General features: G+C 50.5%; 25 protein-coding genes and 1 tRNA gene. 13 read left to right on the forward strand and 13 right to left on the reverse strand.

The window, feature by feature from the left end:
• Positions 1-33: 33 nt before the first annotated feature.
• The 8 genes from coaBC to ACZ44I_RS05665 are packed head-to-tail and all read right to left on the reverse strand — an operon-like array spanning position 34 to position 7,672.
• Positions 34-1,158 carry a bifunctional phosphopantothenoylcysteine decarboxylase/phosphopantothenate--cysteine ligase CoaBC gene (gene coaBC, locus ACZ44I_RS05630; protein WP_464547970.1) on the reverse strand — a complete coding sequence of 375 codons (1,125 nt, stop codon included), beginning with the start codon at positions 1,156-1,158 and terminating at the stop codon, positions 34-36.
• On the reverse strand, positions 1,155-2,030 hold the full coding sequence (locus ACZ44I_RS05635) for a class I SAM-dependent methyltransferase (RefSeq protein ID WP_464547968.1): 876 nt from the start codon (positions 2,028-2,030) through the stop codon (positions 1,155-1,157). The genes coaBC and ACZ44I_RS05635 overlap by 4 nt, the downstream gene beginning before the upstream one ends.
• Entirely contained in the window at positions 2,030-3,070 is a 1,041-nt protein-coding gene (locus ACZ44I_RS05640; RefSeq protein ID WP_464547966.1) for a 60S ribosomal export protein NMD3, read from the reverse strand. The genes ACZ44I_RS05635 and ACZ44I_RS05640 overlap by 1 nt, the downstream gene beginning before the upstream one ends.
• A 6-nt stretch (positions 3,071-3,076) precedes the next feature.
• Positions 3,077-3,367, reverse strand: a complete 291-nt coding sequence (locus ACZ44I_RS05645) for a DUF424 domain-containing protein (RefSeq protein ID WP_464576416.1) — start codon at positions 3,365-3,367, stop codon at positions 3,077-3,079.
• Between the two features lie 42 nt (positions 3,368-3,409).
• Positions 3,410-4,237 carry a TatD family hydrolase gene (locus ACZ44I_RS05650; RefSeq protein WP_464547962.1) on the reverse strand — a complete coding sequence of 276 codons (828 nt, stop codon included), beginning with the start codon at positions 4,235-4,237 and terminating at the stop codon, positions 3,410-3,412.
• Position 4,238: 1 nt separating this feature from the next.
• Complete coding sequence (locus ACZ44I_RS05655; RefSeq protein WP_464547960.1) at positions 4,239-4,562, reverse strand: dihydroneopterin aldolase family protein; 324 nt, start codon at positions 4,560-4,562, stop codon at positions 4,239-4,241.
• Positions 4,563-4,571: 9 nt separating this feature from the next.
• The gene (locus tag ACZ44I_RS05660) at positions 4,572-6,692 is read right to left on the reverse strand and encodes a minichromosome maintenance protein MCM (protein ID WP_464547958.1); all 2,121 of its coding nucleotides are present in this window, start codon (positions 6,690-6,692) and stop codon (positions 4,572-4,574) included.
• The gene (locus ACZ44I_RS05665; RefSeq protein WP_464547957.1) at positions 6,689-7,672 is read right to left on the reverse strand and encodes a replication factor C small subunit; all 984 of its coding nucleotides are present in this window, start codon (positions 7,670-7,672) and stop codon (positions 6,689-6,691) included. The genes ACZ44I_RS05660 and ACZ44I_RS05665 overlap by 4 nt, the downstream gene beginning before the upstream one ends.
• Before the next feature lie 83 nt (positions 7,673-7,755).
• Here ACZ44I_RS05665 and ACZ44I_RS05670 point away from each other — a divergent pair, with 83 nt between their 5' ends.
• Genes ACZ44I_RS05670 through ACZ44I_RS05680 form a run of 3 tightly spaced genes read left to right on the forward strand, consistent with a single transcriptional unit; the run spans position 7,756 to position 11,889 of the window.
• On the forward strand, positions 7,756-8,460 hold the full coding sequence (locus ACZ44I_RS05670) for a hypothetical protein (protein WP_464547955.1): 705 nt from the start codon (positions 7,756-7,758) through the stop codon (positions 8,458-8,460).
• Positions 8,457-9,221: a metallophosphoesterase gene (locus ACZ44I_RS05675; RefSeq protein ID WP_464547954.1), complete on the forward strand. Its 765-nt coding sequence runs from the start codon at positions 8,457-8,459 to the stop codon at positions 9,219-9,221. Before ACZ44I_RS05670 ends, ACZ44I_RS05675 begins: the two co-directional genes overlap by 4 nt.
• A complete protein-coding gene (locus tag ACZ44I_RS05680) occupies positions 9,157-11,889 on the forward strand; it encodes a DEAD/DEAH box helicase (protein WP_464547952.1) in 2,733 nt (910 codons plus the stop codon). Before ACZ44I_RS05675 ends, ACZ44I_RS05680 begins: the two co-directional genes overlap by 65 nt.
• Before the next feature lie 21 nt (positions 11,890-11,910).
• Here the strand turns inward: ACZ44I_RS05680 and ACZ44I_RS05685 are convergent, their stop codons facing one another.
• A complete protein-coding gene (locus ACZ44I_RS05685; protein ID WP_300333590.1) occupies positions 11,911-12,465 on the reverse strand; it encodes a TATA-box-binding protein in 555 nt (184 codons plus the stop codon).
• Positions 12,466-12,689: 224 nt separating this feature from the next.
• On the opposite strand from ACZ44I_RS05685, the gene ACZ44I_RS05690 reads away from it, so the two are divergent.
• The 6 genes from ACZ44I_RS05690 to ACZ44I_RS05715 all read left to right on the forward strand — a co-directional run bounded on the left by ACZ44I_RS05690 (position 12,690) and on the right by ACZ44I_RS05715 (position 16,379).
• Entirely contained in the window at positions 12,690-14,420 is a 1,731-nt protein-coding gene (locus tag ACZ44I_RS05690; RefSeq protein WP_464547950.1) for an AMP-binding protein, read from the forward strand.
• A 239-nt stretch (positions 14,421-14,659) separates the two neighbouring features.
• Positions 14,660-14,744: transfer RNA gene (locus ACZ44I_RS05695), tRNA-Leu, on the forward strand.
• A 205-nt stretch (positions 14,745-14,949) separates the two neighbouring features.
• Entirely contained in the window at positions 14,950-15,156 is a 207-nt protein-coding gene (locus ACZ44I_RS05700; RefSeq protein WP_464547949.1) for a type II toxin-antitoxin system HicB family antitoxin, read from the forward strand.
• A 148-nt stretch (positions 15,157-15,304) separates the two neighbouring features.
• On the forward strand, positions 15,305-15,502 hold the full coding sequence (locus ACZ44I_RS05705) for a hypothetical protein (protein ID WP_464547946.1): 198 nt from the start codon (positions 15,305-15,307) through the stop codon (positions 15,500-15,502).
• A gap of 60 nt (positions 15,503-15,562) precedes the next feature.
• Complete coding sequence (locus ACZ44I_RS05710; protein WP_464547944.1) at positions 15,563-15,817, forward strand: hypothetical protein; 255 nt, start codon at positions 15,563-15,565, stop codon at positions 15,815-15,817.
• Positions 15,818-15,896: 79 nt separating this feature from the next.
• Positions 15,897-16,379: a hypothetical protein gene (locus ACZ44I_RS05715; RefSeq protein WP_464547942.1), complete on the forward strand. Its 483-nt coding sequence runs from the start codon at positions 15,897-15,899 to the stop codon at positions 16,377-16,379.
• A 21-nt stretch (positions 16,380-16,400) separates the two neighbouring features.
• Here the strand turns inward: ACZ44I_RS05715 and ACZ44I_RS05720 are convergent, their stop codons facing one another.
• Both ACZ44I_RS05720 and ACZ44I_RS05725 read right to left on the reverse strand, forming a co-directional pair.
• Positions 16,401-16,721 (reverse strand): DUF998 domain-containing protein, encoded by a 321-nt coding sequence (locus tag ACZ44I_RS05720; RefSeq protein ID WP_464547941.1) that lies wholly within the window; start codon positions 16,719-16,721, stop codon positions 16,401-16,403.
• Between the two features lie 323 nt (positions 16,722-17,044).
• Entirely contained in the window at positions 17,045-17,647 is a 603-nt protein-coding gene (locus ACZ44I_RS05725) for a DUF2238 domain-containing protein (RefSeq protein WP_464547939.1), read from the reverse strand.
• A gap of 136 nt (positions 17,648-17,783) precedes the next feature.
• Here ACZ44I_RS05725 and ACZ44I_RS05730 point away from each other — a divergent pair, with 136 nt between their 5' ends.
• A complete protein-coding gene (locus tag ACZ44I_RS05730; RefSeq protein ID WP_464547937.1) occupies positions 17,784-18,653 on the forward strand; it encodes a cupin domain-containing protein in 870 nt (289 codons plus the stop codon).
• Between the two features lie 61 nt (positions 18,654-18,714).
• Here the strand turns inward: ACZ44I_RS05730 and ACZ44I_RS05735 are convergent, their stop codons facing one another.
• Positions 18,715-18,999, reverse strand: a complete 285-nt coding sequence (locus ACZ44I_RS05735) for a DUF1294 domain-containing protein (protein ID WP_464547936.1) — start codon at positions 18,997-18,999, stop codon at positions 18,715-18,717.
• Positions 19,000-19,051: 52 nt separating this feature from the next.
• Positions 19,052-20,020 carry a hypothetical protein gene (locus tag ACZ44I_RS05740; RefSeq protein ID WP_464576418.1) on the reverse strand — a complete coding sequence of 323 codons (969 nt, stop codon included), beginning with the start codon at positions 20,018-20,020 and terminating at the stop codon, positions 19,052-19,054.
• Positions 20,021-20,267: 247 nt separating this feature from the next.
• On the opposite strand from ACZ44I_RS05740, the gene ACZ44I_RS05745 reads away from it, so the two are divergent.
• The 3 genes from ACZ44I_RS05745 (at position 20,268) to ACZ44I_RS05755 (ending at position 22,222) form a co-directional block, all read left to right on the forward strand.
• A complete protein-coding gene (locus tag ACZ44I_RS05745) occupies positions 20,268-20,984 on the forward strand; it encodes a DUF166 family protein (protein WP_464547932.1) in 717 nt (238 codons plus the stop codon).
• 101 nt (positions 20,985-21,085) lie between these two features.
• Complete coding sequence (hgcC, locus tag ACZ44I_RS05750) at positions 21,086-21,352, forward strand: HgcAB-associated protein HgcC (protein WP_464547930.1); 267 nt, start codon at positions 21,086-21,088, stop codon at positions 21,350-21,352.
• A gap of 30 nt (positions 21,353-21,382) precedes the next feature.
• Positions 21,383-22,222: an arsenite methyltransferase gene (locus tag ACZ44I_RS05755; protein ID WP_464547929.1), complete on the forward strand. Its 840-nt coding sequence runs from the start codon at positions 21,383-21,385 to the stop codon at positions 22,220-22,222.
• Positions 22,223-22,410: the final 188 nt, after the last annotated feature.

A 22,410-nucleotide genomic window follows, 5' to 3' on the forward strand; every position in this document is an offset into this window, starting at 1 on the left:
AATATCCGGATATATGGCCTGGTGAGAAGGCTTTCACAGACGCCGGCATAGCTCGAAGGCAACCTCCTCTTTTGTTGAAACAGAAACATCAGGACCATCTCCCATGATCAGAAATGATCCTGTGGTAGAGCCCATAACAGAGGGCGGATTGGCAACAACCAGTGACGCCCCGCGTCTTAGAAGCTCACGTCCTTCAGCTGCGGCATCATCACCGAGCTTAAACCCGATTGTCGTGATATCCGGGTTTGATAGCGCGAGATCGATTATTTTGGGAAGAGGATGGAGCGCGATCTCCTGTTCTTTGCCTGATGGGATCTTGCCTCTAATCCGGTCAGGTGCATAATCTGAGATCGCAGCCGCACTGATGTAGATATCAACCCCAAAATCTAGTTCGGCCCTTACTGCCGCCATCATCTCACCAGCTGTTTCCACAGTCACATTCCGGACACCAGGAAAGATACCTGAGTGAATGACGGTCACATCAGCACCAAGCCTGAATGCTTCAAGGGCAATTTCCCGCCCCATCTGACCCGTTGAACGGGTGGTCAGGACACGGACATCATCAAGCGGCTCGCGGCAGGCACCGCTTGTGATCAGCACCTTCTTTCCGGCAAGCGGCCTGCCGAGCACCGCCCGCTCGGAGCGGAGAACAATCTCGTCGATAGTGGCGATCTTTGCCTTTCCTTCTTCGATCCGTGGCGGAATAACCTCAATTCCATATTCTTTCAGGATCTCAAGATTCTTACATACCGCGGGGTGGCGGTACATCGAATGGTGCATTGCGGGAGAGAGAACCATCGGCTGGCCGCTTCCAAGAGCAGTGGTTACAAAGGTGGTAACAGGCGTATCATCGATTCCACAGGCGATCTTTCCAATGGTATTTGCCGTGCAGGGTGCAATCAGGAGGAGATCGGCCTGTCTTTCATCACCACAGTAGATGACATGCTCGACATGCCCTGTGATTGTGGTGATCGTATCCCGTCCGGTTGCATAGGTGAGTGCTTCAGGACTGATGATTCCAGCAGCAGCCTCCGACATAACCGCCTGCACATCAGCCCCTTTCCTCCGAAGTTCATGAACAAGCCGCACACAGTCAACTGCGGCAATGCTTCCGGTGACAGCAAGTACAATCAGTTTCCCTTCCAGTGTCCTTCTCATGCAATCACTAGATCCATTACGCTATGCCATATTTTGGGGGCATATTTCTTTATTCTATGCACAGTTATGTCGGCACAGAATCCGGATTCGGATAGAACATTTCGAATAATCGTTTCATCGGGCTTCAGTGTGTGGAGATGGATGATACTGCCGACACCTACATGAGGGAGAAGGAATTCAAGATACCCTGCTGCATCAAAATGCCCCATGATCACCCGATCATACCTGCCGGAGAGGAGATCCCGGCAATCACCGCAATCAGTAGTGATCCGGTGCACAAGATCATTCTCCCGGATATTTTTCAGGAGGTATCCATAGGAATCCGGGTTAATCTCCATCGCATGCACACACCCGCCACCAGCAGCCGCCGGGAGAGTGAAATATCCAATACCGGCGAACATATCTGCAATCCGCTCTTCTCTCCCCGAGGATGATATAAGAGATCGTATCCTCTCCTTCTCTCCCCTGTTTCCCTGTGAGAACATCACTTTTGTGGGATCAAGGCGGTATGCAATCCCGCATTCGCGATGTAACACCTCATGGGGAACGCCTGCAATCACTTCACAGGAGGGTATTCTGAGTGATCCCGCATGCGCTGGAATAAAGAGAATACATGAGGGATCTTCACGGGATCTGAGATCGGCGATATCCTCAGCTGAAGGTCGTTTTCCATGGAAGACGATCGTATCGCCAAGCCGCTGGTATCCCCGCCCCCTCCTCTTTCTATCCGGGATAATGGTATCATATTCCTCACCCTCAAGGACTGGGGCATAGACGAGATCCCCGTCCCGATACGGCCGCTTTGTGGAATCAACCCAGGAGAATTCGGATAATAAGGGGAGATCCCCGGGAGAGAGTATACGTGCACGCATCAGTACCCAACCACAACCAGCATCTCGCCATCGCGGAGAATGGTGACGGCTCCCCCAGCCTGTGTATGGCATCCTTTTGGGGATGGGATCTCTAAAGGGAGATGTGTCTTTGGATCGAGGATACCTATGGTATCACCCTCATGGTATGTCACCATCGCCTCCTCGGCATCCCTGATATTCCCGATGAGCTGTACGGCCTCCTCGTCACGGAAACTTCGTGGCTGCTGGCTGAGCAGATGTTTAGTCCTGAGTGTAGTCCCATCTGATCCCGAGACCAGATAGTAGTCATTTTTTAGCGAAACGACATCTCCACGGACGATCCGGGGAAGCCTGACGGACCATGTCACACGATAGAGCCGTTTCCCCTCTTTCTCCCCGACAAGTTTTGGATGTGATGTCGAACGTGCACCGAAATAGGAGGAGATATCAGTCACAATCGACTGCCCGATCCCAAGAGAGGAGACGATAATATCGATTCCATCCTTTGAGGAGTCGATAGATGATACAAACGAGAGGCGATCGCCTCCCTGCTGGGCTGCATCTTCAGCCTGCCAGGCGATTTCAGCTGCCCGCCTGCTCTCCCATTCGGTCAGTCGCCTGCCCTCACCCCTTACCTGGATGATTCCCTCATAATAACTACCGGAGATCCGGCAGCATCGGTCACACTGCTCCCTGCCAAGGACAACCAGCACCTGATATTCACCCTGAACCGGGATTCCATAACATTCCCCGGATATCTTCAGGAAGGCTTTCGAGCGATTCGAACTAATTTCGCGGATTGACATCTCCATTGCATGATCAGCCACATCGGGGTGGAATACAATGCCATCAATGACAAGAGATCGTGCAAGGCTTTCCTTATCACTCTCCAAATCAGCCCAGCTACTGCCCACTTTGCGGGATCCGCAGGTGGGACAGAGGATTGTTTCAACACGGGGAGAGACGGTTACCCATTCGATCTCATGCAGCCTGCATGGGCCACAGAGTCCTTCCTCAGAGGATTTTCCGCAACGGGGGCAGATAGTGTCTTTGATACTCATGATCTCTTATTGTACAAACTGGGCATGCGGGACAGAATCGATCATCAGGCATGATGAAGGTTCGATACAGCCAAGTGAGATTGCAATCTCAACGACTCTCGTCCCGATGATATTCGCATTACTTGCATCTGCAAGAGCATACCGTACCTCCTCCTCGGAGGCGAAAACATCTCCATAAAAATACTCGGAGATGGTGAACTCTATATTGCCTTCGGTGAGCGTTCTTCCCAGAAGTTCCCGATCGCAGACGGCAACAACCGTTCCTCCACCCGGCTCCTTATGGATCTTCAGGTACATTGCATAGTATTCGGTGTCATGGTGCAAAAAGGATCGTTTCGATCAGATGGAGATCTGAACACCATAAACCTCTTCTGGCACCTGAGAATGAATACGCCAGATATCGTCTTCTGTGAGACTGCCTGCCTCAAGATGCCTGAGCGTGAACCTTGGAACAGACCGGGGGCCGAGCACCGATCCGGGCCGGTCACGTTCATCCATATAATCGCTCTCCATCGTGAATGACCTGCCATCGGACGCAGCAGCGGCGATACAATCATTGTTTGCGATGAATGATGGATGAAGTTTCGTATCGGGGGTGGCGAAATGTTTCACCACCCGATTGAGAGGAACACCGGCTCTCTCTGCCATCTCCACAACATCATCACAGGGGCCACTCTCGGCATGCAGCTGTATCGCACATCCGCAATTGGCGGCAAATTCAAGTGAGGCATTCAATACCCGGTTTGAGGCATCCCACACAGCTGATTCCACCTCATAATGAGGGCGGCCGCTCTTCAGGGCAATGGCTGATCCTTCCTTCACATACCTGGAAGCCAGTTCAAGTGCTCCGATCATCAGGGATTCGGCTTCAGAAAGGCTCATTCGCTCGTTCATGCGCGATATCTCAGCCGGGTGAACCCCAAGAACCGGAAATGCCACCACTCCCTCCCTGCAACATTCGGCAGCAAGGTCTATCGTCTTTTCAAAGACCACCCGGAAATCTTCCGGGATAGAGGGTGTGATTCCATATGACCATGAGGGTTTTGTCACCAGAAAGATATGGGTTCCACAGGACCTGGCAAACTCTCTGACTGCCTTCATGCCAATCCCCAAAACCGGATCGATATGGATATGGTCGTCTGTTATTGGAAAGCGTGGTTTCTGCATATCAATCGATGATGGACATCATCGGATACCCATTCTCATACCTGAGTGCGGCAGTACAGGTTGCATCCCCCACCTGTGTTGAGATGGTGACATTGAACATCCTTCCTGAAACTTCGGAGTATCCAAAGGGGTTCTCAAGCATGACAGATCTATCGAGCCTGACACGCACGTTTGTCACATATGGCTGAAGGCTGATTGCGGACTCGATCGCTCTTTCAATCACATCTGCTGTCTCCGGGGAAACCGGAGTGCCGACGAACTGGTGATAGAGTGCACCGAGTTTTATCGCCGCTTCAAAGACTGCACGTTCCCTGTCTGTTGGCATATACATCACCTAAATTAGTTTTATGAGGCCGTTTCGTGGAGAGAGAGCTTCTCCACCCCTGAGAAGCACCTCGATCTGCTTCTCGACTGTATCTCGGGCAAACCCTTTCTGGACCAGGCTTTCAATGATCAGATCGATCCGGGCTGTTCCGCTCTCATCCCCGGACTGACGGATCGTCTCCTTGATACTTCGGATCAGATCCCGGCTCTGCTTTGAAACACCGGTGACGATCTTATCGATATCAAAGGATCCTGTCTGGGGATCATAGGCAACCTTCCGAAGACAACCATCGACAATACGGATCACCCGCACCGCATCGTCCCGCTCAATCGACATCGAGAGACGGGTACGTGCGCTCGCTTCAGCCAGCCTGACAAGCGCTTCGAGCTGCCGGGCGGTTACCGGGACAGGCTTGTCAGCAGATGCGAGGTTTCTGAGTTTCATATAATAATCGACAAGTGTCTCTCTGGCTTCTTCAGTAATAATGGGAAAGCAGTTCCGTTTTGCATATGCGATATACTTCCGGAAGAGCAGAGGATCGATCTCGGGAGTGACCGGTTCAAGTTCACGTCTGATATATTCATCATTGACGCCTTCGATCGGGTTCTTCTTGTGCTGCATGATCAGCTCGCCGACTGAATGTGCTTTCAGGATATGCTGGGCAATTGCTTCATCACGTTGTTTCTCCGGCTTATCAGTCATGATAAAGATGAGATCAAAACGCGAGAGGAGGGAAGGGGGCATATTGATCTGCTCTGATATGCCGACATACTCGTCAAATCTTCCAAGTTTTGGGTTCGCAGCCCCAAGAAGCGCACATCGGGACTTCAGTGTCGCAGTGATCCCGGCCTTGGCAATTGAGATCGTCTGCTGCTCCATAGCTTCATGAAGGGATGATCGATCATCTTTTGCCATCTTATCCATCTCATCGACAGCCGCAACACCCATATCTGCAAGTACAAGTGCACCTGCCTCAAGGGTCCATTTTCCATCCCCAAACTCATCCTTCACAGCAGCTGCTGTAAGTCCGGCTGAGGTGGCGGATTTGCCGGAGGTATAGATACCACGCGGAGAGAGTTTCACCACGTACCTGAGCAGCTGGGATTTTGCAATACCTGGATCTCCAACGAGAAGAACATGGATATCCCCACGGAGCGTGCTCCCATCCGGCATCTCCTTGGCAATGCCGCCAAAGAGTTGAAGGGAGACTGCCTCCTTGACTTCATCGTTTCCATAGATGGTCGGAGCAATGGAGTGGGCGATCTTTCGATAGAGGTTTGGATCCCGCGAGAGTTCAAGGATCTGTGCCTCATCATCCTCGGTGATGTTCACCTCTTCAAACTCTTTCTCACCAAACTCAATGGAGTTGCAATCGAGATAGATATCAAACGTGGTGCTCTTTGTCCCGGCATTCATCCGCTGAATTGAACGGAGCACCCCGTTTACGATGACACGATCCCCGGGAGCAGCAAGTCCGGTCAGATCATCTGTTGCGTCAATATCGAGGATCTGAGGCTGCTCACCACCACGGAGCCCTTCGGGAATCTCCTGTATCCGAATCTTCTGTGCATCAACAAATTTTGATTTGAGATGGATTAATTCCAGACGCTTGTGAGTGCATTCACTCATGCCACAACTTTCAGGTTCGACAAATTTGCCATATCCCTGTTCCCGAAGTGTCATATGGCCCGATGGACACCGGAAAACAGCTTCAACGATCCGGGGGCGGACTTCTGTTGTCTTTCTGATAATTCCCTCGACTGAGACGAAGGTATTCATCTGTTCAGACCTGATATCACGGACAAGTGTTTTACGCGGGAGGTTGATGAACCGGATATTCATCCGTGGGATGATCTCATGGGCATCTTTTCGTGTAAGGAGATTATGTGCCCGCAGGGCATCCCTGACCTCTGCAAAGACCTTGTTTGGATACGCAAGGAGTTCGTCGGCAAGCCTGACACCACTCTTTCCAAACTTCTGAAGCGTCTCATAATTGATGATCAGGGATCGTTTATAGGGATATTCACGGCTGATGGTCCGGAGTTCCTGTTTGTATTTCTTCGAGAGAAAATCTGCCCATTCTTTTGATTTATCGACAACTTCGATGTCGAACTCCTCGTCCTGATTCAATGCTGATCAATCCCTCTCTTCTTCAATGCCGACAAGACAAACCGTGCGATCATCGCTTCCATCTGAAGCTCGCTCTGCGCCCCTTCGGAGATCCTGAAATCCGCCTCGCCAATATGATCGATCAATTCCACCTTCAGCATCCGATCAAGTTCCATTGAGACAAGATGCCTATAGCACTGCCCGAGAAGTTCGGTAGGCGCAATCCCGCGATCCCGTGTGAGTGAACTGAGGTGCCGCTCTGCACCTTCGAAATCCCCTGAAAGCGAGAGGGTGATGAGATTCACAATCTCCGAGGGTTTTGCGGTTGCACTGATTGCATAAATCTGCTCTTCTGTGATATCCTGTGCAACTACCGCTGCACCCTGAAGCGCGTTAATCGCTTTTCTCATATCACCCTGGGCAATGTAGACGATTGCATCCTCCGCCTTTTCAGTGAGGGTAAGTCCCTCTTTCGCGGCAATTCGTCGGATCTCTTCCCTGACATCCTCAGGGGTGAGCGGGCGGAACCGGAAGAGGGCGCACCTGCTCTGGATCGGATCGATGATCTTTGACGAGTAGTTGCAGGAGAGGATAAAACGGCAGCTTTCAGCATAACTCTCCATTGTTCGTCGCAGAGCTGCCTGTGCATCGGTAGTCAGTGAATCAGCCTCATCCAGGAAGAGGATCTTAAATGATGCATCTCCCATCGGGGATGTACGGGCAAACTGCTTGATCTGATTTCTCACAACGTCAATTCCTCTCTCGTCAGAGGCATTCAGTTCACGGAAGTTCATCCTCCAGTCCTCACCGAACAGTTCGCGTGCAAGGGCAACAGCTGCTGTCGTCTTCCCGACACCCGGGCTTCCGGTGAGGAGGAGATGAGGGAGGGTTCCCTGTTTGACATAACTCTGCAAGCGCTCAACGATATCCCTGTGGCCGACCATATCGGCTAACCGCAGTGGGCGGTATTTCTCGATCCAGATCCCGTGGACATCCTCCATACATGATCATTAGATCCCACCTGATGAAAAGGATACGTCCTATCGATACCCTGATGCCTCACCCCGACAGATACGATCAGACAATGGTACATGCAACTGATCCTGTCGGGTGGGTCTTCGCAGATGAACTGCACCGTGCAGAAAGAGGAGATAATGGATTTATCACTCCAACCGGAGGTACTTTTCATCGTATATTTCTGATCGGTGTTTTAACCGAAGTGCATGTGCAGACCAGCCGTGCAGTGGATGCACGGTTGAGTGATCCAACCGGCGGTCTCTCGATCTCAGTGAACCGTTCCTGCCCGCGTGTTGCCGATCTTCTCACAGCAACAGAGCCCCCGGCATTTGTCGCCATCTCAGGTGAACTCTCCCAGCGCGGACGCGAAGAGATCAGGGTCATTGCAGACTCCTGCCAGGTGGTGCGTCGCGAGGATCGTGATCGCTTCGTTCATCTCTGCGCGGAAGAGACGATTCAAAGGCTGGAGTCGATTGGGAAACTCTCTGAGGAACAGAGAGAGATAGCAGAGATGGTTGTGGAGGCTCTGAATGTTGTCGGCGCAGAGCCAGAGAGAAACCTGAGCGTTCAGGCTGATGTTTTGGATCTGACCGGGAGGATGATCAGCATCATCGAAGAGTGCTCAGGACCAAAAGGCGCTCTTCTTGAGGATGTACTCCAAAAAGCGGGTGAAGGAGGGATTGGAGAAAGCGAGGCAAAAGCAGCATTGACAGTAATTCTTGAGGAGGGAGACTGTTATATGCCGACGAACAGCACTATCAGGCTCTTATGATACCCCGGTTCCTCCCCGAAGGCCCGGCACTCCTGTTGAAACGCTCAATCTCTGTTCTGGTGATTGCAGATATCCACCTTGGTGTTGAGAGTGCACTTGATACCGCGGGATGGCATCTGAAGAGCAGTTCGGAGAGCCGGCTTCAGCGTATACTCACCTGTATTGAGGCAACGGATCCAAAACTCCTTCTTATCCTTGGCGATCTGAAACATTCGGTGCCTCGCATCACCTGGCAGGAGCATACGGAACTGCCAGAGTTTCTGGATGCAATAAGACGTGAAGTTGATCTCCGGCTTCTTCCCGGCAACCATGATCCCGGGATAGAACGGTATATGGAGGAGGAAGAGATCCTGAACAAGACGGGTGAGATTATTGACGGGATCGGATACCTCCATGGCCACACCTACCCCTCTCCGGATCTTGCCGGCCACCTCATCATAGCAGGACACCACCACCCGGTCATCCACCTCTATGATGAGGTGGGCTGTTCCCTGAGGGGAAATCCCGCCTATCTCTTATCTGAAGTTGATGAGAATCAGCTCAGAATGGAAGAGGCAGATACACCCACCCGCCTCCTCTTCATGCCTGCCTTTTATGAGTATGCAGGAGGGATTGATATCAGAACGATCCCGGAGAGTGGAATATCCCCTCTTTCACGGAGTATCAGGATAGAAACAGCCGAGGTGTTTCTTCAGGATGGAACCTATATCGACACCCTCGGATCCCTCAGATCCGATCCATATTATCGCTCTTCTGCATGAGCGGATCAGGGATGCCCTTGACAAACGGGGTTTTAATGATCTCTCTGAGATCCAGCTCCGCGCAATCCCTCCCCTTCTTCGTGGTGAACATCAGATCCTGATCGCTCCAACTGGCACAGGAAAGACCGAGAGTGCGATGCTCCCGATCTTCCACTCGCTCCTCACAATGAAGGAGCGGCACGGGTTCTCTGCCCTCTATATCACCCCGCTCCGATCACTAAACCGGAACATGCTCTCCCGGCTCACCTGGTGGTGCGGGGAGCTTGGGTTATCTGTCGGGGTGCGGCATGGGGATACCACCATGGCGGAGCGGCGGAAACAGGCACTTAAACCCCCGGATCTTCTGATCACAACTCCTGAAACAGTCCAGTCGATGCTGATGGGATCCCGTCTCCGGCAGCATCTTGGGGGTGTGAAGCATGTGATCGTCGATGAGATCCATGAACTTGCCGATGGTAAGCGGGGAGTTCAGCTTGCTATTGCACTCGAACGTATCTGCGAATATGCAGGCGAGTTCCAGCGGATCGGGATCTCGGCAACGGTTGGTAATCCGGAGACCGTCGGATTCTGCCTCTGTGGAGAGCGGCCGTTTTCAATCATTGAAGTGCCGGTTGCATCCCGGCTCCAGCTTCAGGTGCTCTTTGGCGGAGACCGTTTTGATCGTCAGGTGGAGAAGATCGAGGAGGCAATTGAGAGTGCCGGCTCATCACTTGTCTTCGTCAATACCCGATCAGTAGCTGAAGCTATCGGCCATCACCTCATACCACGCGGCGATGTCGAAATACATCATGGGTCGCTCTCTAAGGAGGTCCGGATCGATGCCGAGGACCGGTTCTCAAAAGGCCAGATCAGAACACTTGTCTGCACCAGTTCGATGGAGCTTGGAATCGATATCGGGCATATCGATCATGTGATCCAGTTTGGATCCCCCCGTGATGTCGCACGCCTGATCCAAAGGGTCGGGAGGGCCGGACACCGGATCGACCAGATCTCCAGGGGGACGATTATTGCGACCGGTTTCGACGACCTCCTCGAATCTCTCGTCATTGCAAAGCGGGCAGTTTTGAATAAGACCGAGCCGGTTATCCCTCCCCGCTGTCCGGCTGACGTGATCGCAAACCAGGTTGCGGCAATCGCTGTTGAGCGGGGTGAATGCGAAATTGAAGTGATCCGCAGGATCTTTTCACGGGCATGGCCCGTATCTGATTGCGGTGGCCTGCTTGAAGACTGCATCAGCCGGATGGAAGAGCACCGCCTGATCCGAAGAGAGGGGGATGTTATCATTAAAACCGGCCGTGCCCGGAAGTACCTCACCACAAACCTCTCGATGATCACCGATGAGCGGAAGTTCCGGATCATCGATTATGTGACACGGAGGACGATAGGCACCCTTGACGAGTCATTTGTCGTCGGGTGGATTCATACCGGCGCCATCTTCATCACCCGTGGCAGGCTCTGGCGGGTGCTTGAAGTACTTGAAGATGCGATCACCGTCGAACCTGCACCAAAGAGTATGGGGGAACTGCCATCATGGGAGGGGGAGCAGATCCCGGTACCCTTTGAGGTTGCAGATGAAGTAGGACAGCTCAGGAGAACCCGGTGTTTTGCCGAATATGGAGCAGATGCAGAATCAGTTGCGTATATCAACAGAATCCTCTCAGAGATGGAGAAGAACAGAACCCCTGTTCCAACCGATCAGCTGGTGATGCTCGAACATTCCAAAGAGGGGGTGATCGTGAATATCTGTGGAGGCCATAAGGCAAATGAAGCACTCGGCCGTGCCCTCTCCATCCTGATATCCGCACGGTATGGAACAAGTGTCGGGATCGAGGTGAATGCATACCGGGTATTTCTGCGGCTGCCAAAACATATCGGAGCGCAGGATGTCAGAGAGATTCTTTCTTCTCTTGAAGGAGAGCATATCGAGGCTATCCTGAGGATTGCGATGAGGAAGACCTCACTCTATAAGTGGAAGCTGGTTGGTGTTGCAAAGAAGTTCGGGGCGATCGATTCCGATGCCGAATATGACAAGATCAGCCTCCACCGCTTAAGCGAACATTTTGATGGGAGTGTTATCGAACAGGAAGTATACCGTGAGCTCTTCAGCAGGTACATGGATGCGGGGGCAGCAGGCAGGCTCATCTCCCGGATGCGGTCAGGGGAGATCGAGGTGCGCATCGGGCCACTCTCCATCATCGGTTCAGAGGGGCTTTTTTCATCACGGGATCTGATCGCTCCGCCGGATATGGATCAGGCAGTTATCGCTGCATTGAAACGGCGGCTGGATGCACAGGAGGTGATACTCGCCTGTATGAATTGCCGGGGGTGGAAGAAGAAGACGATTCTTGAACGGGTTGAGGAACACCCGGAATGTCCAAAATGCGGAGCCCGACTCATCGCTGCCGTCAAGCCGTATGAAGAGGAGAATATCCTGATCACCAGGAAAAAGAAGAAGACAGCTGAGGAGAGGGAGGTTGAGAAAAAAATGCTCAGATCCGCAAACATGGTTCTCTCCAGCGGGAAGACTGCCATCATCGCTCTTGCCGGACGTGGGGTCGGACCCGATGCCGCATCCAGAATCCTGGCTACCCATGCAAAAGGAGATGGGTTCTATAAAGAGATCCTAAAAGCCGAGAGGAAGTATATTACAACCCATCGGTTCTGGTAATAATTCAGGTAAAAAATAAAATCAGAGGATATCCGCAAGGTGCTGTTCAAGGACTTCAAGACCCGCCCTGACATCCTGGAGGTTCTTGCCACCTGTGAGGATGACTTTTCCGGATGAGAAGAGGAGAGCAACAATCTTTGGATCAGCTATTCTGTAGACGAGACCCGGGAACTGTTCGGGTTCATACTCAATGTTCTCAAGCTGCAATGTAATGACAACTTTATTGAGGTTGATTGGCTTGCCCATATCATATGAACAGACGATATTGGTGACGTTGACATCAGGAACCTCATGCGTGGTGATACCTGCACCCTTGAGTGATGCAATAATCAGCTCAAGGCCCCGGCCAAGATCGCTTTCATTCTTGATCCCGGTAAGCACGACTTTTCCGGATGAGAAGATGAGTGATGCCATCTTCGGATCCTTAATCCGGTATACCGCTCCAGGGAACCGCTTCGTATTCAGCTCGCACCCCTCAATATGCTCGGAAATTGCCAGAAGATCGATGGAGTCGGCGATGACACCGGAAGCCACGATATTTTCGATCTTTAATGAGTCGTACTGTTGATCTGCCATCCTCGTACATTTAAAGGTGTCAGACCATAATGATGACGGAGAAGCTTTATGGCATTCATTCTTCCATCGTCTTCTGCCGCCCTGTATGCGGGCATTTTTACATGATGAGACAAAGCACGCATATAACCTGTGCATGGGAGATGGGAAGGTACTGCCCGTCCCCTCTTTTCAGAGATTCAGATCGATTCCCATATATGGATAGAAAACCAAATATAGCCGTTTTTATGACGGAAGGTGTTGGCAATACTACAGAGGGCAGGCAGACGGTCGCTGACTGGATACGAAATCTGCCAGAATATGCTCATGCAACGTCTGATTTTGCAATTCATGTGCCAGAGTACTTTAATTTTGCATTCGATGTTGTCGATGCGTGGGCTGAGAAGGACAGGAATAAGCTTGCGCTGATCTGGACGAACCAGAAGGGTGAGGAGAAGAAGTTCAGTTTCTGGGATATGAAGACCCTCTCAAATGAGGCGGCAAATATTCTTCTGAAATTCGGGATTAACAAAGGAGATCGTGTCTTTGTGATGCTCCCGCGAATCCCCGAGTTCTGGATCCTGACCCTTGCACTGATGAAACTCGGTGCGGTATATGCACCTGCTCCGACGATGCTGACGACAAAGGATCTCATCTACCGTATTAATGCGGGCGACTTCAAGATGATCATCACAGATTCTGAAAATGCTCCGAAATGTGATGAGTTATCAGATAATTGCCCGTCACTTGTGCAGAAGATGGTCGTTGACGGGAACCGTCCCGGATGGATCAGCTATCCTTTTGAGCTGAATTACCCGGCACCGGTGGCACGCAAACTCGTTCATTTCAGAAGCCTCAGGAGAACCCTCCCCACCGATCCGATGCTGATCTTCTTCACCTCCGGCACAACCGGGGATGCAAAGATGGTCATCCATGAACAGAGCTATGCCCTTGGGCATATCATCACTGCCCGGTTCTGGCATGATCTCCGGGAGAACGATCTCCACTTCACCGTCTCTGATACAGGTTGGGCAAAGGCGGCATGGGGGAAGTACTTCGGCCAGTGGGTCTGCGGTTCCGCAATCTTTGTCTATGATATCCGGGGCAGGTTCAAGGCAACCGAACTCCTCCCCTTAATCGAGAAGTACGGGATCACCACGTTCTGCTGCCCCCCCACAATCTACCGGATGCTGATTATTGCCGATCTCAGGAAGTTTGATTTTTCTGAGCTCCGCCACTGCTGTTCTGCGGGCGAGCCGCTAAATCCAGAAGTGATCCGCATCTGGAAAGATGGAACCTGTCTTGATATCTACGAAGGATACGGCCAGACCGAGACGGTCTGCTGTATCGGGACTTTCCCCGGCATGAAGCTCAAGCCCGGTTCAATGGGAAAACCTGCGCCCGGCTGGGATATCCAGCTGCATGATGATGACGGGCAGGTGGTGCCTGATGGAGAGGAGGGGAGGATCGCCATCTCCCTCAATCCCCGGCCGGTCGGGCTCTTCCGCGAGTACCTTGATAACCCCGAGGCAAATGCCGAGTCCTTTTCGGATGGGTTCTACTATACAGGAGACAAGGCGTACAAGGATGAGGACGGTTATCTCTGGTTTGTGGGCCGCGATGATGATGTGATCAAGAGCTCAGGATACCGGATCGGCCCCTTCGAGGTGGAGTCTGCGATCCTTGAGCACCCGGCTGTGCAGGAAGCAGCGGTCGTCGGCACCCCGGATCAGATCAGGGGAGTTATTGTGAAGGCATTCATCGTCCTCCATAAGGATGTGAAGCCGTCTGAAAAGCTTGTGAAGGAGATCCAGAACCACGTCAAGGAGACGACTGCCCCCTACAAGTACCCGCGTGCAGTCGAGTTTGTGGATGAGCTCCCAAAGACGATATCAGGCAAGATCCGCCGGTCTGAGCTCAGGGAGCGCGAGATGGCAAAGGCCGCCGATCAGGGCGAAGATACGATCAGAAAGAAGTAGAGATAAGAGGGAGTGAGGCGGGGAGAGAGGGGCAGAGCAGTAGAGAGGCAGGGAGATAAGCAGAGAGGAAGAGAGGGAAAGAGAAGGAAAGAGCCCTTCTCTCATCACCTCTCATTATCTTTCACCATCTTTCCTTATCGTCCACCTTTTGACCACCTTTCATTGTCTTTCATCGTCTGTTTTCGATCGAAAGTGGACATATTTATACCCGATGACGTCCAAGAGGTAAGAGCACAGGAGCGAGGGTTGCCGAGCCAGGTCAAAGGCGATAGGTTCAGGGCCTATTCTCGTAGGGGTTCGCCGGTTCGAATCCGGTCCCTCGCATTTATCTTTTTTCTTGATTAATCCAGATCCATCTTTATAGCCCATGTTATGGGGATAGATCGATTAAATTAAATCCCCCATTAAACTTTTTCATCAAACAGGAGGGATGCTGTTCTAATGATCACTGAACATTTTATCAGCACAATAACTAATACTCCACAATGTTATAATTTCTACTTACTTCATAAAAGAGTGTGGAAGAAAAATGAAATTTCAAGTCGTTGTTCGGGAAGATCCGGAAGATGGAGGCTATAATGTCAGTTGCCCGGCAATCCCCGGATGTCATTCACAGGGTGAAACGGTTGAAGAGGCTCTCGACAATATAAAAGATGCCATTGTTGCCTGTGTTGAGGTTCATAATGAAGACATTCTTCGAACAAAAAGCTCCCAGGTTGTGGAAGTGACACTCTGAATTCAACTCGCCTCCCGGTCATTTCCGGATGGCAGTTCTATTATTTCTCATCTTTTGCATCTATTTTTCATCTTTTGCATCTGATCCCCCTACCTGACGAACAGCGGCATCTATTCTTTGACCCGAATCTGAGGCAAAGTATTATCCCATGGATACAATACTGCATATGGACTTCAAAAAATCCGATCTCATCATCATCGCGGGCAGCGTCATTGTAATTCTGGTGAATATCTACAAGATTGCAACAGGAGTCACCGGAATTGGATTCTATATCTCGGTCTTTGCAATCGTGGTATTCTTCATTTTCCTCATCAATACCGTGTACAGAGTGACAAGATTGACCTGAGTGACAGAGAATAAACAGCGTTACCAGTGTAAACAGGGCAGAAGAGTGGTGTGACTGTAAATGGCGGAATATTTCGCCATCATGACGACGGACGCCCGGACACTGCAGTACATCTCCGGAGCAGTCATCTCATTCATCATCTTCCTCTTCTATATCGGCCTTCGGATCACCTCGTACCCGGAGATTCCACAGTGGTGGTTTGGCACAGCAGGAATTGTGGCGCTCTTCATCGCACCACTCATCACAAGTCCGGCACGGGCATGGGTGCAGGCGAGGATGAATGAATATTCAGATAGAAAAGTTTGGGGAGAATAGGGAGAAACACATTTTCCCAATCCAGATACTTTTTATCAACAGCAATTCTTATCACCCCCAATTGCAGATCAGGTATACCATGAAGAGAGAGGTTGCCAGTTTCCTTGCAGGAATCATTATCATTGCACTGGTCTGTGCTGCCGGATGTACAGATGAGGAGAAAAGCCAGACCCCACCCGGAGTGATAGCCGGGCCCGACCCAGTCCTCACCCATGAGGTCACCTTCAACTATGCTCCCGGAGTGGTGCAGGCGGATCTGATCGTCAGGGGCACCACCGATCTTGCGGATGGATCGATTGTCGTTGTTGAGATGAAAGATAATTTCCTCCCTGCATCCATCCCGGATGAGCCGACAATCATGCCGGATGGACGGGTGATCACCATCACCGAAACAGGAACGGTTACAACACGTGAAGTCAGGGTATCGGATGGGAAATATCAGGCGACATTTACGATCATAGACATCCTCACCGGAGATCAGTTCTGCATCCGGGCAGGGTATTATCCGGTGCAGGGAGGAGAGCCGCGTTTCCTGGATAACGAGGTCTGTGTGAGGAAATAGTATCCTGTTTTTTCCGGCCAGTCACACCATTTCTTCTGCTTTCCCCGCAAGCCACCCGGCAAACGCAATCTCCCGGATGATGATCGGATACGCGATCATCCGCTCCATCCCTCCATGCCCAAACCCTGGCATCAAACCGGCGATCTCAAGGACAAGTGCCAAAAGTGTGACCGCCCCAAGGAGAATGAAGAGAGGGGCAATCGGCATCCGGACATGTTGTGAAGAAACGATTGCCGCAAATCCCTCAAAGAGAAATACAGTCGGTGCCGAGAGATAATGGGGAAGGCCGAGGGTTTCAGGAAAGAGCCCGACACAGATTGCCCCGATACCTGCGAGTGCCATGCAGCCGCCTAAGCCTCTTCCTGAACAGATATGCGGCTGCAAAATTTGTGGAACCGAAGAGAACGATGGATGAATATAAGATGATTTACCGTCTCCCCGACACCGAGATCACTTATCGTATTCGTTCCAACACTGTGGCCGGGATAGAGGCCCCCTCCTGCCACCAGCAGGAGGAGGAACCGGGCTGCTCGAGGAGGAGAGCGGGGGCAGGATTAAGAGCCCGATCCCAACGATTTTGTCCAACATCCACTTCATCATTTGTATTCGCTGACATAATCTCACCTATCTGGTTCTATTCACAATTCGTTTCGAACTCCTGTAATTCACTCTTCCTTTGCCATAATTGATTCTTTTGTGTTGTTTCTGAACCATACAATCCCGTAAATTGCAGTAATACAGGATCCCATCAGGACAAAGATCATATCCCACATCGTATCATTCAGATCAAACTGCATTGGTCCTGAGAAGGAACCGCCGAAGGTCTGGTCAATTGCAAATTCAAGGATTTCCCAGAAAGCACCGAGTGCCATTCCGAAAATGATCGTAAAGAAGATGATAAAGACAGGAGTGATCCTCATTTTATAGTAAAAATCAAGGAAAATAACTCCAAGAAACCCGAGCAGGGCAACTGTGATGCCAGAGATAAGGTGGGCTATTTTATCGTAATAGGGGAAGAATGTAAGATAATATTCCTGGACATGCCCGGTGAGATGAAACCAGAGTGAAAGTGCAACCAAAAAGAAGAGAAACCAGGGAAGCTGGAGCTGCAACCTCTGTGCAACAATTGTCGGAACAAACGTGAGGATAAATGCCATGGTGGCAAAGAAAAGCGCCTGATATTGTTGGAAATAAAAGGCATAGAGGGCATTTGCAGCGATTAATGCCTGAAAGAAGAATGTGAGATACATTCCTGAATGTTTCTGCATACGTAAACATTGGCACACATGAGAATATATCTCTATCCGGATTCTGTCATATTCCAGAAAGAGGCGAGAAGAATCAGAACAAATGGATAGACAACACTTCCCTATATTCTTATACTATTCATCACTATCATGTGGTATGCAAAAACTATTCCTGCTTCCTGCTATCCTGCTTCTCTTTACTGCCGGATGCACAACCGCTGCCCCGGCAGTGGCTGATGAGCCGGATATCCTGCTGATTACACCATCAGATCCCTTCCCTACCGTCAGCGGGCAGGGGATGTATGTGAAGATCATCACAGCAGAGACAGCAGTCCTTCCGGTGAGCTATAACCTTGGGCATGTCACCATCCCTCCCGGGAATGCCACACCTCCCCATCGGCTCCTCGGCACCTCCGAACTCGTCTATATGATCGACGGGGTTGCCCGGATACATTGCGATTCGAGAACGGTTGAGGCAACCGCAGGGGAGATCATTCTCCTCCCTGAAGGGGTCCTCCAGTCTATCGAAAGTATCGGTAAATCAGATCTCCGGTACCTCTCGATAAACCAACCCCAGTATTCATTTGATATCGATATTCGGGATGATGACCTCATCCCACTCCAGAATTCCACCAATGCAGATCCGATCATAATCTCAGATCCGGCAGGCGGGATCGAGTGGGATTTCGATACCGGGACGCTGATCTACACCCTGATCAATCCCGTGCTGATGCCTGAAATGGATATTCCAATCGATTACAGCGTAGCATATGCACAGATACTCACCGGCGGTCAGATTGTTGGGAACAAGCTTTTAGATTCAACCGATCTGATCTACGTCCTGGAAGGTGGGATCGTCATTCGTGCGGGTGACGGAGTGGATTACACAATTCCCGCCGGATATGCAGCACTCTTCCCCCCAGGTAAGCCAAAGGAGATTAAAAATGCCGGCACCACAAATGCAGTCATATTGAGCGTTGTTGATCCCGCATGGCGGCCGGAGATCTTTGTGATGATGGAAAAATAAATACGGGAAGTTGTTCTCCTGAACAATTCACCCATCTTTCAAACACTCATTTTCTGTGCAATTATCCGGTTAGAAAGGGCATGAGATAATACCAAATCAACAGGATGTGCAGGAGGAGGAAGAGATATACAACCTTGAATTTGATCTTCTGCGTCTTGTGCCTGAGCAACTTCATCCCTGCAAGTGCACCAAACGGCCCGACAAAGGCATAGATCAAAAGCCGCTTCTCGCTCGTCCTCCATGAATTGCTCTTCGCCTTCAGCTTGTCATCTGCAAAGGTAAGGAACGAGAAGATATTCAGCACCGCATACAGAACAAGATGGAGCAGGGTGGTTTCGGGGATCATAATGCAGCTCCAATCACAAAGATATCGATTCGGGATATTGATGAGCCCAACTTCATCCCCTGCCAGGAATTCTTTTTCCAATCCGAACCTTCTTCTCAGGACCGGTGAGGATCTTTGCCTTTATCAGCTCGGTCACAATCAGCTTCACCATGATCGGTGAGAGATGGATTTCAAAGCCCGGTTCGGCATTATCTGAAGATGAACGGTATTTCGCCATCTCAGCGCTGATCTCTGTCAGAGAGAGTGTATGCTTTCTGCCGATCAGGTCTATCAATGAAAGAACAATCTGTTGTTTTGTAGTATAATTCTCATAGAAGAGATCAAGGGACGACTCATCCACCGCAAGGGTATCGAGGAGATCAAAAATTGTGTTTTCATTCTCCAGCAGATAAATCCCAGGTCCGGCGGTCACAACACATTCGGAATCGATCGAGTAGTTTGCAGAAATGATCGCACCATGTGTTCTGCCAGCCTCAAAAAATGCATCAGCATATGATGAGGGGGTATTCTGGTAGAGGAGCTCGCCCGGCTCAATTATCTTCTGCAGGCGGTATCCCTCAGGAGATTCAAAAACAATCTGGTTATCCTTCAGCATGATCTCAATTGGAATCCAGACATCATTCAACTCAGGCAGATCACCGAGTGCCTCAGCATCCTTCTGCGGGAGCGAAAGGAGGGAGAGGATTGCTTTCTGGACAGTCTCCCGGGTATAGATGACATCGCCCATCTCTTTTCCTGAAAGGATCTCTTCCAGTTTTGCCCGCGTCCTGGTCAGAAGATTCACCTGTCTCTGGAAGAGGGAGATCTCATCATCGGCAAAGAGTGGATTCTCTTCAGAGTTGGCATCAATCATCTCCGAATACCAGTCGATAAAACCATCAAGGCTGCAGGTGATGATATCCTCGGTTATCGCAACCCCCCGGAATGACTTTTTTACACCAATCCCATTCTCTTTAGCAAAAGCACAGAATGCATCCGCATCCTCCTCTGAACCAAAGATGAGCGTCTCCTCAAGGATCATACAAGTACTTTCGTCACAGGGCATTATGAATCCCGCTGACTTGCGATTCCACGCTTCGTTTCGAAATGATCAATTCATCAGCCTTTCAAAAGAATGTGCCATGAATATCTGGTATCACTTTGGGATCAACACTTTTCCACAAATATTTCAAAAGGATTCGAAATATTTATTGCCACAGAGCAGGTAGAGGAGGGTTGAGAGCAGTCGCTTTTTGGCACCAGATGATCTGAGTACCTGGAGAATCAGAATGGATCGGGGTGAAGCGGTGAAGATAGGAATTGTGAGTGATGGAAAATACGGAGATCGGGCATTTGAAATTATTGGAGGCTCTTTTCCTGTTGAATGGATTGATGCGCCATTTCCACAATCACCCGTCATTGACGATCCGGTGATCGACATCCCAGAGTGTGATCTGTATGTATCATATGCACGGCATCCTGATATCGCAATGGCAATTGTATCGAAAGGAGTTCCGGTAATCCTTGGAATCAGCTTCGGCATAGGTTTTCTCAGGCAGGCACAGGAGATCAATCCTGCTGTTGTGGCGCCTGTCACCATGTGTTCGCTAGAGGTAAATCCCGGGGGATCTGAGATAATAAACACATTTGCCCGGCATTTTGGGAAGCCTGAATTTTTCATCGAACTACGTGATCAATACTTCAAACTGGTGAAAGTGATCAGGGGCTCGCCATGCGGATCGACAGCAGAGGCATCAGGAGAGCTTATAGGACAGCCGATCTCTCCGGAAACACTCCGGCATTTCGGTCTCAGGATCTGCCATTTCTGCAGGGCACCACGGTTTGGCCGAACCTGTGACAAGGAACTCTCAGGACTTTTGCACATCAGGGAGTTACTCCATGCCATCGATATGATCGGATATCCAATCAAAAATTCTCTCTCTTCTTTTTCTGATGAGATCGAAAAAGTATACAGTGAAAAGGAGATAGAGCTTCGATTGACATAATACACCGTTCAAATGGATAATTCATCAAATTATTTCTAGATAATTTTTGGATAAATGTGAAAATTCAGAAGATTCATATATTACTGAATCAAATCAGATATATGCAAGGGAAGAAGTCACAAGAAATATGTCCGGAAAATCCCTGCGACTGCTCGGTTGAAGGGATCGTCACCATCGACGCCCGCGGCCAGATGGTGCTCCCAAAAGAGGTGAGGGAGCGGGCAGGGATCACACCAGGTGATCGCTTTGCAGTTGTCTTTTCTGAAAGGAAAGGATCAGTCTGCTGCATTACCCTGATCAAAAAAGATCATCTCGACAGCTATATCACCTCGCTTGTTCACCCGGAACAGGCAGACAAGCGGAACTAAAGATCAAAAGACACTGAGGAGTTGAAAATCATGACTGACATGGAAAGTACCAGAAGGCAGGTTCGTGAGAGATATGGCAGGGTCGCCCGTGAAGGAGGATTTGGATGCGGATGCGGTCCCGGGTGCTGTGATGGCACACAGGATCCACAATCAGTCTCCGCCTCAATGGGCTATTCAGAAGAAGAGCAGCAGGCAGTGCCTGAAGGGGCCAATCTCGGGCTTGGATGCGGGAACCCGGTCGCGCTTGCATCACTGAAAGAAGGAGAGACTGTGCTTGATCTCGGATCAGGTGCAGGCTTTGACTGCTTCCTCGCAAGCCAAAAGGTGGGTGCATCCGGCCATGTCATCGGTGTCGATATGACCCATGATATGCTTGAGAAGGCCCGGAGAAACGCTGAAGAAGGAGGATATACCAATGTGGAGTTCCGGCTCGGGGAGATAGAACACCTGCCGGTAGCAGATGCTTCAGTTGATGTCGTCATCTCAAACTGCGTCATCAACCTCTCTGTCGACAAGCCACAGGTCTTTGCTGAGATATTCCGGGTGCTCCGCCCGGGCGGCCGCCTGCTCGTCTCAGATATCGTCCTCACCGCCCCGCTCCCGGACGCGTTCAGAAAATCATCCCTCCTCTATACAAGCTGTGTATCGGGAGCTCTTCTGAAGGAAGAATATCTAAAATGTATCCGCGATGCCGGATTCTCCACCATAACCATTCACGGCGAATCCGTCTTTCCCCTGAATCATATCATCAGTGAACCGGAACTGATCAGCACCATTGGATCTGCTCCTCTTGATGAGGCTGAGCGAAAGAGACTCAGAGAGAGCATTGTATCAATAAAGATCGGCGCAGAAAAGTCAAATTATCACTGAGTAAGAGTTACGAGACAACCGTGAGCAGATAGAAACATGCATCTAAGATTATATTGAGAAACATATCTGTATGTCGTCAGAGAGAAGACAGGGAATGTGCCTCCTCTGCCGTAAGGAGATCAGCTTAGACGAGGCGGAGCCACATCTTAGACACTGCCTTGAAGAGTCGACATTGCCGACGAGAGATG

The organism is Methanocalculus pumilus (assembly GCF_055382585.1).

Excerpts from the sequence above, each read along its gene's own strand:
- coaBC (WP_464547970.1), bottom strand. The coding sequence starts at position 1,158 with ATGAGAAGGACACTGGAAGGGAAACTGATTGTACTTGCTGTCACCGGA.
- ACZ44I_RS05635 (WP_464547968.1), bottom strand. The coding sequence starts at position 2,030 with ATGCGTGCACGTATACTCTCTCCCGGGGATCTCCCCTTATTATCCGAA.
- ACZ44I_RS05640 (WP_464547966.1), bottom strand. The coding sequence starts at position 3,070 with ATGAGTATCAAAGACACTATCTGCCCCCGTTGCGGAAAATCCTCTGAG.
- ACZ44I_RS05645 (WP_464576416.1), bottom strand. The coding sequence starts at position 3,367 with ATGTACCTGAAGATCCATAAGGAGCCGGGTGGAGGAACGGTTGTTGCC.
- ACZ44I_RS05650 (WP_464547962.1), bottom strand. The coding sequence starts at position 4,237 with ATGCAGAAACCACGCTTTCCAATAACAGACGACCATATCCATATCGAT.
- ACZ44I_RS05655 (WP_464547960.1), bottom strand. The coding sequence starts at position 4,562 with ATGCCAACAGACAGGGAACGTGCAGTCTTTGAAGCGGCGATAAAACTC.
- ACZ44I_RS05665 (WP_464547957.1), bottom strand. The coding sequence starts at position 7,672 with ATGGAGGATGTCCACGGGATCTGGATCGAGAAATACCGCCCACTGCGG.
- ACZ44I_RS05670 (WP_464547955.1), top strand. The coding sequence starts at position 7,756 with ATGGTACATGCAACTGATCCTGTCGGGTGGGTCTTCGCAGATGAACTG.
- ACZ44I_RS05675 (WP_464547954.1), top strand. The coding sequence starts at position 8,457 with ATGATACCCCGGTTCCTCCCCGAAGGCCCGGCACTCCTGTTGAAACGC.
- ACZ44I_RS05680 (WP_464547952.1), top strand. The coding sequence starts at position 9,157 with ATGGAACCTATATCGACACCCTCGGATCCCTCAGATCCGATCCATATT.
- ACZ44I_RS05685 (WP_300333590.1), bottom strand. The coding sequence starts at position 12,465 with ATGGCAGATCAACAGTACGACTCATTAAAGATCGAAAATATCGTGGCT.
- ACZ44I_RS05690 (WP_464547950.1), top strand. The coding sequence starts at position 12,690 with ATGACGGAAGGTGTTGGCAATACTACAGAGGGCAGGCAGACGGTCGCT.
- ACZ44I_RS05700 (WP_464547949.1), top strand. The coding sequence starts at position 14,950 with ATGAAATTTCAAGTCGTTGTTCGGGAAGATCCGGAAGATGGAGGCTAT.
- ACZ44I_RS05705 (WP_464547946.1), top strand. The coding sequence starts at position 15,305 with ATGGATACAATACTGCATATGGACTTCAAAAAATCCGATCTCATCATC.
- ACZ44I_RS05710 (WP_464547944.1), top strand. The coding sequence starts at position 15,563 with ATGGCGGAATATTTCGCCATCATGACGACGGACGCCCGGACACTGCAG.
- ACZ44I_RS05715 (WP_464547942.1), top strand. The coding sequence starts at position 15,897 with ATGAAGAGAGAGGTTGCCAGTTTCCTTGCAGGAATCATTATCATTGCA.
- ACZ44I_RS05720 (WP_464547941.1), bottom strand. The coding sequence starts at position 16,721 with ATGGCACTCGCAGGTATCGGGGCAATCTGTGTCGGGCTCTTTCCTGAA.
- ACZ44I_RS05725 (WP_464547939.1), bottom strand. The coding sequence starts at position 17,647 with ATGCAGAAACATTCAGGAATGTATCTCACATTCTTCTTTCAGGCATTA.
- ACZ44I_RS05730 (WP_464547937.1), top strand. The coding sequence starts at position 17,784 with ATGCAAAAACTATTCCTGCTTCCTGCTATCCTGCTTCTCTTTACTGCC.
- ACZ44I_RS05735 (WP_464547936.1), bottom strand. The coding sequence starts at position 18,999 with ATGATCCCCGAAACCACCCTGCTCCATCTTGTTCTGTATGCGGTGCTG.
- ACZ44I_RS05740 (WP_464576418.1), bottom strand. The coding sequence starts at position 20,020 with ATGATCCTTGAGGAGACGCTCATCTTTGGTTCAGAGGAGGATGCGGAT.
- ACZ44I_RS05745 (WP_464547932.1), top strand. The coding sequence starts at position 20,268 with ATGGATCGGGGTGAAGCGGTGAAGATAGGAATTGTGAGTGATGGAAAA.
- hgcC (WP_464547930.1), top strand. The coding sequence starts at position 21,086 with ATGCAAGGGAAGAAGTCACAAGAAATATGTCCGGAAAATCCCTGCGAC.
- ACZ44I_RS05755 (WP_464547929.1), top strand. The coding sequence starts at position 21,383 with ATGACTGACATGGAAAGTACCAGAAGGCAGGTTCGTGAGAGATATGGC.